The organism is Clostridioides sp. ZZV14-6387 (assembly GCF_020657835.1).
Classification (GTDB): Bacteria; Bacillota; Clostridia; order Peptostreptococcales; family Peptostreptococcaceae; genus Clostridioides; species Clostridioides difficile_A.
Map to the genome: position 1 here is coordinate 145,494 of NZ_JAGWCW010000008.1, position 11,734 is coordinate 157,227.

An 11,734-nucleotide genomic window follows, 5' to 3' on the forward strand; every position below is an offset into this window, starting at 1 on the left:
CCCTTGAAATTTTTATTTTATTTTAAATATTATTTATTAAATTGAATTTACAGACTTTTAGTTTCCAAACTTTTCATCAATGTATTTCTCAGCTACTATAGATGCAATTGCTCCATCATTAGTTGCAGTTACAACCTGTCTTAGAGTTTTAGATCTACAATCTCCTGCTGCAAATACACCTGGTATGTTAGTTTTCATATCTTCATCAGTTATTATGTAACCTTTTTCGTCCATATCAACTTTACCTTTGAATAAATCAGTTTGAGCATCTAATCCAACGAAAACAAATACTCCCATTGTTCCATCTTCTTCATCTGCAAAATATTCATGAGTTTCTCCAGTAATCTTGTTTTTAAATACTACTGACTCTAATATTCCATCACCTTTGATTTCTTCTATTACTGTATCTAATAAGAATTCTATCTTTGGATTAGCTTTTGCTTTTTCTTCAACACTCTTAGCACATCTAAATCCTTGTCTTCTATGTACAATTGTTACTTTTCTAGCAAATTTAGTTAAATACATTGCTTCTTCTAATGCACTATCTCCTCCACCTACAACAAACACTTCAAAGTCTTCAAAGAAATCTGCATCGCAAGTTGCACAATATGAAACACCTTTACCAGTAAGTTCTTTTTCCCCTGGGCAACCAATTTTTCTTGGAGTTGCTCCTGTTCCTATTATTACTGCTTTAGCTCTATACTCTGCTTTTTGACCTTTTAAAACTTTTATATCTCCATCTAGCTCAGTATCCACAATGTTATCTCTTAGAATTTCTGCTCCAAACTCTTTGCATTGTTCAACCATTCTAGCTATTAAACTTGGTCCTGTTGCATTTGGAACTGACCCTGGATAATTTGCAATTTCATGTGTTATTACAATTTGCCCACCAGTTTTGTCTTTTTCTAGGATTAGAGTATTCAACTTTGCTCTTGCCCCATAAAGCCCTGCTGCAAGCCCTGCTGGTCCTGAACCAATTATTACTAAGTCATATACATTTTCCATTTTGACTTATCCTCCCCAATTAGATTTCTCATTTTATTTAATATTAAATTAGATTTAATATTTAGGCTGCTTTAATAACTTTTTAACAATTTTTTTTATTCATACTGCATTCTTTGTATTGTATTATAAAATATATCATAATCAATTACTCTAAAGTCGTCTTGAACACTTTCTGTCCATTTTGGAGTCTTTTTATTATTCTGAAATTTACTTGCAGTGATGATTGCTTCTTCAATTAAGGTTAAAGAGTTTATATCCAAACGATTTCCTCTCTTTAGTATAATAGTTCTATAAGGTGTTTCATTTGGTTTTACACTCCCATAGAGTGGATGAGATAAAAGTTCATATCCTTCATGTATCAAATCTCTACTTGCTTCTAAGATACCAATATAAGTTGTGTCTTTAAACAAAACTTCTCTTTCTTGAACTTCTTCTCTTACTTTTGGATTATTTGTAATTATTATCATTTTTTTACTCTCTTTCAATCTTTTATTTATTACTTGATAAATAAAAAACAGGAAAAACAAATCTCCCAATTTGTCTTCCCTGTTAAAATCATTTTCAGAGCCCCGTCCAAGTACAGTCATTTTTACCTGAGAATTTCATCTAATCTTTTGGGTAAATAGGATTAAATTTGTCCCTTCGGTCGCTTTTTATAAAGCAGTCTCCCATACTCTTCATCCGGATTATTAAGTTGTCAGAAAATTGAAAATTAAGCAATTTATCCTTTGTTTTCTACAAATAGCTTTTTTCTATCTCTGTTGACTTAAGTATATAAACATTCTATAAAATTTGCAATAGTTTTTTTATATGTATTTTGTATACATTTTTACTTTTTTTTCCAAGTGTTGATATTGCATATTTCCTGTATTTTCTTTTTTTTTTAAGTACAAACCTTTTTTGGTTTACTTTCTCAAACTGATTAAAAATATAACTATTTGTGTATCATCCCTTTGATTTTTACATATTCTTTAATTTTTCTTTTTTATATGGTAAAATTCTCATAATTTTTTATAATTTGCTATCATTTACTTCATCAAACCAAGATTTAACCTCTCCTATGATAGACTTAACACAGTCATTATCAAATGGTGAATGTAGATTTCCCACACTTACAATATCTAAAAATGATTTTGTTCCTCCAACTCTACAAATATTTATATAATCTTGCCATCCTGCATCTCTATCTTGAATCATTTTTTTCCAAAATTGTAATGCACAAAGTTGAGCTAGTACATAGTCTATATAATAAAATGGATTTTTAAATATATGACCTTGCTTAAACCACCAACACCCTCTATCTAAAAAAGAATTATTGTCATAGTTCCTATGAGGTAAGTATTTTTTCTCTAAATATCTCCATTTTTCTTTTCTTTTTGCTTTATCCTCATTAGGATTTTTATAAACATAATGCTGAAATTCATCAACAATTATTCCATAAGGTATAAATTTGACGGCTGTTGACAAGTGAGTAAATTTATATTTATCTGTATCTTCTTTAAAAAACAGATTCATCCATGGCCATGTTATAAATTCCATACTCATTGAATGAATTTCACAACTGTCAAGTGTTGGAAAATTAATCTCTGGCATATCAATCCATCTAGACATGTATAACTGGAACGCATGTCCTGCTTCATGTGTTAATACATCTATGTCATCATAAGTTTGGTTGAAGTTAGAAAAAATGAATGGTGACTTGTAGTCTGGTATGTAGGTACAATAACCTCCTGCTCCTTTTCCTTTCTTTGTTTCTAAATCCATAAGTTCATTTTCTAGCATAAAATTAAAAAATTCCTCTGTTTCTTTTGAAAGTTCACTATACATCCTTTGCCCATTCTGAATTATGTACTTTGAATCACCTTTTAATCTTGCATTTCCTGTTAAAAATTCCACGTCTTCATCTATGTAACTTAAGTTTTCTAGACCAAGTCTTTTAGCTTGTTTTTTATAAAGCTCATTGGCCATTGGAACAACATATTTTAATACTTGCTTTCTAATATTTTCTACCATATCTTCTCTATAGTCACTTCTCATCATTCTGATATATCCAAGCTCTACAAAATCTTCAAAGCCTAATTTTTTAGATATCTTATCTCTAAGTTTAACTAATTTATCAAATATGTCATCAAATTTTGATTCGTTTTCTTCAAAAAAATTATAATATGCTTTGTTGGCCAATTCTCTTGTCTTCCTACAATTAGAGTACATAAACTTTCCCATACTAGATAAATTTCTTTCTTCTCCATCGAACATTATTTGTGCTGATGCTAAAAGTTTAGTATACTCTGAACACAATTTATTTTCTTCTTGCAATTCACTTATTATATCTTTAGAAAAACTTTTCAGAGAATAGTCTATTATTATGAAAAATTGTTTTCCAAATTTTTTTATTAAATCACATTTAAACTTTGAATTTATTACAACATCATAAAAATAAGAATTTAACTCTTCATACAAAGGCAAATATTCATCCCAGTAATTTTTTTCCTCTTGATAGAATTTATTAAGTGTATCTATACTGTATCTTATTGATGCTATATTTGACAACGTTTCTATTTTATTTCTCAATAAATTAATCTTATGTATATTTTCTTGTTGTTCTTCATAGGTACAGGATTTTTTTATATCTTCTACACACTCCAAAAATTCTTTTTTTATACTATCATAATTGGGTCTTTCATACTTAAATTGTGAAAACTTCATTTAAAACGCTCCTTTGCAACTTTATTTTATATCTTTATATCATACTTTTATATCTTCGATATACATAGTTTTATATACTGCCTAAGTCTAATTTATAAATTATTATATATATTAAATATTCTTTACATTGTAATCATGTTGAATAATAACATATGATTGATATAATTACAATATTTTGTGATATAAAATCAACTACCATGTATATTATTAGAAAAACATTCATATAAAAACCGTAGCTTTTATAACAAATACTTCTATTTATATAATAATGCAAACGATAGCATTTTTATAATTGATACTTACAAAACAATTAAAAATCTACTTTTTAAATATACATATTATATAGATAATATTTTTATCAAAAAATTAATATTATTAAACTTTCTAAATTGCTTATCTCTTGGTATAATAGTATACAAAACTAATCATATTTTCCACTGAAATTTTGTTCAACACTAGTTGTGTCAACGTTTTCACAGGAAAATTGAGTATATAATTTACTGGAGGTTGATATGTACAAATTAATCGCATTAGATATTGATGGAACAATATTAAACACACAAAAAAGGATTACTCCTGAGGTCTTTGATTCTATTCAAGAAGCAAAAAAGGCTGGTGCCAAAGTTGTTATAACAACAGGCAGACCTCTTCCTGGTGTAAAAGCACTTCTAAATCAATTAAACTTAACAGATGAAGGTGATTATGTTATATGTTTTAATGGAGCCGTTATTCAAGAAGTCAAGAGTGAAGAAATTATACATGATGTGGAAATGACTTTAGATGACTTTGATTTTATATATAATAACGTTTGTAAAAAATATAATACCAAAATACACATAAATACAATGACCAATTTAATTACACCAAACGAAATTCCTGGTAAGTATACTCTTCATGAAGCTAAATTAAATGATATAGATGTTAAATATATACAAAAAGATAAAATTGATGAATCTATTAAAATCTGTAAAATTATGATAGTTGATGAACCAGAAAGATTAGAAGAAATTATACAACAGCTACCTAAAAATTTATTCAATAAATATACTATAGTAAGGTCTGCTCCTTTTTATCTAGAGTTTTTAGGTAAAACTACTAATAAAGGAACTGCACTTAAGACATTGTGTACTAATTTAGATATTCCTATAGAAGAAGCTATTGCTGTTGGTGATGAAGAAAATGACCAACATATGATAAAGTATGCAGGTCTTGGTGTAGCTATGGGAAATGCACGTGATAGTATAAAAGAAATTGCTGATTATGTTACAGATACCAATAACGAAAATGGAGTTGCAAAGGTTATAAATAAATATATACTTAATAGAGCTATTTAAACATATAAAAAACTAAAAATACATCTTTAGCTTTAAATTCTATTTAATCTATATACTTGATAATAAAAGTATATAGATTAAATATTATCTAATATTTTTAGCTAAAGGTTGTTTTAGTTTTTCATATATGTATATCTAGAATAATACTTTTTGTTTCAATTTAAATATTTTATATGATTCTACTATTGCTTCATTAATATCTAAACAATATACATCATCGTCATCTGATAAACCAGATTCTTTTATCCAAGCATCAAAATCATTCTTCGTCCAGAAGAAATTCATTATATTTCAGCAACTTGCTGCCCAGTTTGAATATTTATCAAGATTTATATGAAGCACTCTTAAATGTGGGTTATTGACGTATTCAATTTTTTCGTTTTTTATAAAGATTTCTATTTCTTTCCCTGTAACACTACACATAGAATTTATTCTTACATCTTGATTAAATGTGCAAGAAGTTCCTATAGCATCTATAGCACACATTGCACTAAAACTTCGCCCATCGCTCAAAGTTACTTTATGATTAGTTGGTAATGCTGATACAGGATATATAAAATTTATACTATCTTCATCAACAACCATTATATTTTTATCAATAAAATATTGTAATGTATTTTCTATATATTCCTTTTCTAACTTCAAATTTTTACTTATATATTCAATCACTTCCTGAAGTGTAACACTAGAACCTTTATCTATTATTACATCCATAATAGATAGTCTTATTTTTTGTTGTACGTTATCCAAACTATTGTATTTTTCTATTTGACTCATATCTACTCCTCTTTAAACTTCATAACACTTCGATAAAGTATCAGTTAATCTATTCTTATATTCTTCATATTTTTTACTTCCTCTAACTCTAGGTCTTGGAATATCTATGTTTATATCGTCAATAACTCTTCCTTTATCTCTTGACATTACAATAACTCTATCACTCATATATACAGCTTCGTCAACATCATGAGTTACCATTAATGCAGTTATTTTCTTTTTTGTCCATATTCTTTCTAGCTCTTCTTGTAAGTTTTGTCTCATTTGAAAGTCAACTGCTCCCAATGGTTCATCCATTAATAATACTTCTGGATTGCATGCTAAGGCTCTTATCATAGCAACCCTTTGTTTCATCCCTCCAGATAATTGATGAGGAAACAATTTTTCTTTCCCTTTTAAATCTGACATAACTAAAAGTTCTTCTAACATTTCTTCTCTTTTTTCCTTTGGTATTTTCTGTTGTTTCATAGGAAATAGAACATTTCCTCTTATAGTTTTCCAAGGAAATAAAGCATAATTTTGAAATATGAAAGCTCTATCTATACCTGGTTTTTTAACTTTTTTATCATTTATAAAAACATCTCCACTTTCTGATTTTTGAAATCCACCTATTATAGTAAGTAGAGTCGTTTTTCCACACCCTGATGGCCCTAAAAGACAAACAAATTGACCATTTTCTATATCCATACTTATATCTTCTAAAACCTTTGTATGTACTTTATTATTTACAAATGTTTTATTTATATCTCTTACACTTAACTTCATTAATCTGCAAACCTCCATCTACAAAGGATTTTATTTATAAACTTTAATACTCTATCTATTATAAATCCTATTAAAGCTGCAAATATCATAAGCCCAATTAATACATCTGTATGCATTAATGTTTGAGCTTGTACCATTGAGTAACCGAGACCGGCACTCGTAGCTATAAACTCCGCTCAGATAACAGACATCCATCCTGTACTTATAGCTATTCTTGAACCAGTTAGTATATCAGGAAGAGACGCTGGCACTATTACATTTGTAAATATTACAAATGGCGATGCCCCCATACTTCTAGCTGCATTATAATAATCTTTTGATATTGCTCTTACACCTTGAATAGTATTTAAGATTATAGGAAAAACTCCTGAAAAAGCTATTAAAAATATTGTTGGACCATCTCCTATACCAAACCATACTATAGTAAGAGGCACCCATGCCATTATAGGAACCTGTCTTACAGAATCTACGACTGGAGATAAAACTTTTTCAAAAGTTTTAGAAAATCCCATGATAAACCCTATTGGAAGCCCAAATAATAGCGCATACATAAACCCTTTGAGTACTCTCTGTAATGTTATAAAAAGATTAGTAACTGTCTCTACATCTGTTACACAATAAAAGAAACCTTTTATTACATCTACTGGCATTGGAAGTAATAAAGAGCTTCCTATATCTTTTGCTGCAAAATGCCAAACTGAAAATATAATGACTAAGAGTATTATCTTGTATAGAATATCCATACTACTATCAGATTTTTTCTTAGTTAATCTATCTCTTTTATCTTTAGAAACTTTAATTTCCAATTTCTTATTTCCTCCATATCTATATTTCTTATATTCTTGTACTCTTTCAGTGTATTCTTAAATGTAGATTCATTATTTAAAGCATCAACACTTTTATTGTAAAGTTTTATAAAATCACTATATGCTTTACTTTTTTTAAATTTTTTGCTTACAACTAAAACATAAGTATCATAATCTCCCAATTCAGTTGTAGATTTTCTTGTACCTTCTAATCCGATTGATTTTATACAGTCTATTACAACACCATCTACTAGATTGCTTTCTAATCCATATGCTAATGCAGTCCCTAATAAAGGAGATATTTCTACATTTTCATAATATTTCTTCACTAATTCTGACTGATAATTTCTGTTTTGAATGATTCCAATTTTTTTAGGATTGCTATTACTTAATAAGAATACATCTGAATTTTGAACTACTGTGCCAACAATTTCAAATCCACTAGTTGCATTTACATACTGTTTTGCGGCATCTTTACATATAATTGCTATATCTATTTCCTCTGAACTCAGAGCCCATTGCATTGTACTTGCTCAACAATCATTAATTGTAAAAGTATCCATTACATCACTTACTTTTATATTTTCAAAGTAGTCTCTATTTACCATATAATTTATTACAAAACCAGAGGTATCATCAGATACCCCTATTCTTAGTTTTCCTTCTATTTCTTCTTTATCTTCAAAATTAAAAAATATTATAAATATACTTCCCAAAACAATAATAAAAAGTATTATTATATTTTTTATATTCTCCATTTATTTATAATACCTTTGCTTTCCAATCTTCATAACTCATACCTTCAGGAAACTCTGGATTAACTTTTTCTTTTATAAATTTATCAAAATCATCTGCTCCACAAGAATCCAATAAACTTGTATCAATTGTATCTTCATATTTAGGTATATCATCTAGTGCTTTTAAATCTTTATACATTTGTAAATTGTTTTTATATTCTTCTCCTGTAACTTTCCAAGTAAGTGTTCTACCTTCTCCAACTGTCTTTTTATAAATAGTTCTAAGTGCAACTTCTTCTTCTACATTATAATATTTTGCAAATATCTTAGCAGCTTCAGCTGGATTTGTATATATGTATTCTATTGCTTTTGTATGGGCTAGAACCAATTTTTTTGCTAAATCTGGATGTTCTTTTATAAAGTTTTTGTTTAATGAGAATGAACAACAGTTATATTCTTTACCATTAGCTTTTTCTTTATATTGAGTAGATGCTATTATTTTTCCTGCACCATCATTTTCAGCTACAGAACCCCAAGGGTCACAAGATGTAAATGCTTGTATTTTTCCAGTCTTAAGAGCTAGGTATTTATCTTTATCTGAATCCATATTTACAATTTCATATTTTGATGGGTCAGTTGGTAGACCTGTTTCTGGTCCATAATCACTTGTCCATAAGAAATCACTCATATCTGTTGCAATTTTTTTACCTAGTAAATCTTTAGGTTCTTTTATATCTTTTGAAACTATTAAATATTCAGAACCACCAGTATGATTATTAGCTGCTATTGTTATTGGTGAACCTTTAGGTATAGCCCCCACAAGACCTTTTGTTCCTATATAACCTGCATCCATTTTCCCTGCTGCCATAGCTTCAGGAACTTTACCATTTCCAACAGTTTTTACATTAAGACCTAAATCTTTATATATTCCAGCTGCTTCTGCTACTGGTCCAGCAGTCATATGGTCACAGTTATAATACCCTACTGTTATTGTATAATCATCCTTCCCAGCTTTTGCTTCTTCTTTCTCTTTTGGTTTACTACTACAGCCTGTTAGTATAGATGCCCCCATTACACTAACTAAGATTAATGCTTGAATCTTCTTAGATACTCTCATCTAAATTTCCCACCTTTGTGTATTATTTTTATTTTTAGCAACATTTGTCCATATCTTCTCCAAATAAATCAACAAACTTGTTGCCTTCTACCCTATAAATTGCATACCCTACATTACCATTCTTAGAACCGGACACAATTACTTCTATTGGTGGTTCATCATCAATATTTTTAAAATTTATAGTTTGATTCTCTATAGGTGCTGGTATTGGTTTTGTTATGTAATGACTGTTTTTGTCAGAAACTACCACTACCATTTCATTTGAATTATTACCTTTTTTATATATAACTACTAAATCTTTTTTCCCATCATTATTTAAATCTTCTTCAGCACAAGTTATTATATTTTCTTTATGATTTTTTCTAAAATATTCCAATGTTTCTTTATTCACATTTGGAATAGAGGCATCTTCTTCAAGGTTATCATCCACTATCTTTGATAAAACTATTAATGCTACTACTATACAGGATATTATAACTATCTTTTTAAGCATGATTTCCTATGACCTCTTTCATTTTTGGTATTATTGATTTAAATGCAAATAAAATAATTACAATCGTACACACATATTCAAAACTATCTGGTATATTTAACATTAGTTTATTTGCCAACTGTATTGAAGAATTTGTTGTATCTAAATTTACTGAATTGTCATTTACTAAAAGTAAATTTGTTATGTATCCAATTATTATTGAGGATAGTGTCAAAGTTACTGAATATATAATAACAGTTCTTTTCCCAATAAGTTTAAACATACTTATAAGTTCTGGTAAGTTTGTAGCTGCTCCAGCTATTAAAAACGTTATCGCTATCCCAGGAGAAGCTCCACTTGCAACAAGGGCAGCTATAAATGGAATATGTCCTACTGCACACACATACATGACACATGCAAGTATTGCTATACTTCCAAGAGATATCAATCCTGGATTACCTAGATATTTTTGAATTATGCTATTTGGAAAAATTGTTGTTATAAAACCTGCAAAAAGCATTCCCATTACTACATATTTACTAATAGTAAGAGCTAACTCTCCAAAAGACCATTTAAGACCATCAATCAGATTTTCTATAAAACTTCTCTTTTCTTCTTCTAATTCTATTACATCTTCATCTGAATCATTATGCAAAGATAATTCTTCTTTTCCAAAACAATTTCCTAAAAATCCTACTAAAAATGGCACTAAAAAACCAGCTATTAGATAAATAATTGTAACTTTAGGCCCCAAAAGACCTAGACAAAGAACTACAGCTATTGGATTTATTATTGGAGTTGATGTCATAAAAGCAAGCACTGGTCCTAGGTATGCTCCGGAATAATACATACTTATACCAAGTGGGATTACTCCACAGCTACATATTGGTAAAAACATTCCTGAGATAGTGCTTTTAATCAAAGAAGAAAATTTCTTATTTCCAAGTTGTTTTTGAAACCTTTTTGGAGTTAAAACATTGTGAAGTACACCTGCTAATATAAAACTTATCATAAGCCATCCTGATGCTCCATTCAATGTAACTATAGAAGCTACTATAGTCTCTTTAATTCCATTTAAAACAATTTCTAATATATTCATTTTTGATACTCCTAATTTTAAACTTTTAACTATTATTTATAGCTTCTACTATCGCCTTTTCAATTGTATCTTTATTTAATCTGTCATATTTTTTTTTCTGATTTATTATTAAAGTTCCTTTTGTTATAATTCCATATTTTTTTACATATGAAAAATCTTTACCTGCCTGATACAGTTTCACTTCCAATTTATCAGTATACTTTTCTGACATTTTTTTTATAAACACTCCATGCTCATCACAAGATGGTCAAGTATTTATAAATTCAACTAAAACTTTAGACATTTGTTCATCCCCTACTCAAACAATTTATCCTTGACTTAAAATAATCCACAGAAAATAAGTTTTCCCATGGATTGTATACCGCACTGTTTTATAATGTTATGACTTGGTCTATACCTGCACTACCTAAACAAGCATATAAGTTTGGAAAGCATCCAATCGTAGCCCCATCAACCAAGTTATTCTCTATCCCTCTCTCTATAGCACATTGGTCACAAGCCATTATTATCATATCCGTTTTTTTATGTAATTCACTTAGTTTTTCTCCTATTGGATTCCCTTTAGATAAGAATAATGTATTATCCATAAAGAAAAACATCCCTAGAACATCTACTCCATGAGTTCCTTGTTCTAACTGTGGTATTATCATTTTGTCTAAAATTTTATGTACATTAGTACTATTGAAGATATATGCTACTTTCATTTTTATTCCTCCATCCAATTCTTTCCTAAATTTTATACAAATTTTTACATATACAATTATATTATAAGTTCTTTTGTATTTATCTGTAAAATAGATAATAACTATATCATCAAAAGTGTATATAGTATTTTTCTATATAAATTAAATTATTAATTAAACTTTTCTATATTTTTATTAATTTTAATAAATAAAAGATAGACTCCATAAATTTA

Annotated in this window: 13 protein-coding genes and 1 riboswitch; of the genes, 1 reads left to right on the plus strand and 12 read right to left on the minus strand. The window is 28.4% G+C overall.

The features are described 5' to 3' along the window. Positions 1-57: 57 nt before the first annotated feature. From trxB to KGF38_RS07395, 3 genes are all read right to left on the minus strand, one after another. On the minus strand, positions 58-1,005 hold the full coding sequence (trxB, locus tag KGF38_RS07385) for a thioredoxin-disulfide reductase (RefSeq protein ID WP_021385149.1): 948 nt from the start codon (positions 1,003-1,005) through the stop codon (positions 58-60). Between the two features lie 95 nt (positions 1,006-1,100). Then, positions 1,101-1,472 carry a GrdX family protein gene (locus tag KGF38_RS07390; RefSeq protein WP_054270956.1) on the minus strand — a complete coding sequence of 124 codons (372 nt, stop codon included), beginning with the start codon at positions 1,470-1,472 and terminating at the stop codon, positions 1,101-1,103. Between the two features lie 103 nt (positions 1,473-1,575). Then, positions 1,576-1,686, minus strand: a riboswitch (glycine riboswitch). Positions 1,687-2,016: 330 nt separating this feature from the next. Then, a complete protein-coding gene (locus KGF38_RS07395) occupies positions 2,017-3,711 on the minus strand; it encodes a M3 family oligoendopeptidase (RefSeq protein ID WP_074178392.1) in 1,695 nt (564 codons plus the stop codon). A 512-nt stretch (positions 3,712-4,223) separates the two neighbouring features. Between KGF38_RS07395 and yidA the strand changes: the two genes are divergently transcribed. Further along, a complete protein-coding gene (yidA, locus tag KGF38_RS07400) occupies positions 4,224-5,045 on the plus strand; it encodes a sugar-phosphatase (RefSeq protein WP_054270958.1) in 822 nt (273 codons plus the stop codon). A gap of 135 nt (positions 5,046-5,180) precedes the next feature. On the opposite strand, the gene saoL is transcribed toward yidA, so the two are convergent. The 9 genes from saoL to saoD all read right to left on the minus strand — a co-directional run bounded on the left by saoL (position 5,181) and on the right by saoD (position 11,522). Continuing rightward, entirely contained in the window at positions 5,181-5,822 is a 642-nt protein-coding gene (saoL, locus tag KGF38_RS07410) for a MerB-like organometallic lyase SaoL (RefSeq protein WP_243192665.1), read from the minus strand. A 12-nt stretch (positions 5,823-5,834) separates the two neighbouring features. Further along, positions 5,835-6,587, minus strand: coding sequence for an ABC transporter ATP-binding protein SaoA (gene saoA / locus KGF38_RS07415; protein WP_054270961.1), 753 nt, complete (start codon positions 6,585-6,587; stop codon positions 5,835-5,837). Beyond that, complete coding sequence (saoP, locus tag KGF38_RS07425) at positions 6,587-7,393, minus strand: ABC transporter permease subunit SaoP (protein ID WP_243192666.1); 807 nt, start codon at positions 7,391-7,393, stop codon at positions 6,587-6,589. The genes saoA and saoP overlap by 1 nt, the downstream gene beginning before the upstream one ends. After that, positions 7,354-8,142, minus strand: coding sequence for an ABC transporter substrate-binding (seleno)protein SaoB (saoB, locus tag KGF38_RS07430; protein WP_243192749.1), 789 nt, complete (start codon positions 8,140-8,142; stop codon positions 7,354-7,356). Before saoB ends, saoP begins: the two co-directional genes overlap by 40 nt. 13 nt (positions 8,143-8,155) lie before the next feature. After that, complete coding sequence (gene saoX, locus KGF38_RS07440; RefSeq protein ID WP_054277130.1) at positions 8,156-9,247, minus strand: ABC transporter substrate-binding subunit SaoX; 1,092 nt, start codon at positions 9,245-9,247, stop codon at positions 8,156-8,158. Positions 9,248-9,281: 34 nt separating this feature from the next. Continuing rightward, positions 9,282-9,740 carry a Cys-Cys-COOH (seleno)protein SaoC gene (gene saoC / locus KGF38_RS07445; RefSeq protein ID WP_054270966.1) on the minus strand — a complete coding sequence of 153 codons (459 nt, stop codon included), beginning with the start codon at positions 9,738-9,740 and terminating at the stop codon, positions 9,282-9,284. Then, complete coding sequence (gene saoE / locus KGF38_RS07450; RefSeq protein ID WP_054270967.1) at positions 9,733-10,818, minus strand: efflux transporter SaoE; 1,086 nt, start codon at positions 10,816-10,818, stop codon at positions 9,733-9,735. The genes saoC and saoE overlap by 8 nt, the downstream gene beginning before the upstream one ends. 25 nt (positions 10,819-10,843) lie before the next feature. After that, positions 10,844-11,101, minus strand: coding sequence for a thioredoxin-like (seleno)protein SaoT (saoT, locus tag KGF38_RS07455; protein ID WP_243192668.1), 258 nt, complete (start codon positions 11,099-11,101; stop codon positions 10,844-10,846). An 88-nt stretch (positions 11,102-11,189) separates the two neighbouring features. After that, positions 11,190-11,522, minus strand: a complete 333-nt coding sequence (gene saoD / locus KGF38_RS07460; protein ID WP_054270968.1) for a DsrE-related protein SaoD — start codon at positions 11,520-11,522, stop codon at positions 11,190-11,192. Positions 11,523-11,734: the final 212 nt, after the last annotated feature.

Coding starts and splice junctions, on each gene's coding strand:
- trxB (WP_021385149.1), bottom strand. CDS start 1,005: ATGGAAAATGTATATGACTTAGTAATAATTGGTTCAGGACCAGCAGGG.
- KGF38_RS07390 (WP_054270956.1), bottom strand. CDS start 1,472: ATGATAATAATTACAAATAATCCAAAAGTAAGAGAAGAAGTTCAAGAA.
- KGF38_RS07395 (WP_074178392.1), bottom strand. CDS start 3,711: ATGAAGTTTTCACAATTTAAGTATGAAAGACCCAATTATGATAGTATA.
- yidA (WP_054270958.1), top strand. CDS start 4,224: ATGTACAAATTAATCGCATTAGATATTGATGGAACAATATTAAACACA.
- saoA (WP_054270961.1), bottom strand. CDS start 6,587: ATGAAGTTAAGTGTAAGAGATATAAATAAAACATTTGTAAATAATAAA.
- saoX (WP_054277130.1), bottom strand. CDS start 9,247: ATGAGAGTATCTAAGAAGATTCAAGCATTAATCTTAGTTAGTGTAATG.
- saoC (WP_054270966.1), bottom strand. CDS start 9,740: ATGCTTAAAAAGATAGTTATAATATCCTGTATAGTAGTAGCATTAATA.
- saoE (WP_054270967.1), bottom strand. CDS start 10,818: ATGAATATATTAGAAATTGTTTTAAATGGAATTAAAGAGACTATAGTA.
- saoD (WP_054270968.1), bottom strand. CDS start 11,522: ATGAAAGTAGCATATATCTTCAATAGTACTAATGTACATAAAATTTTA.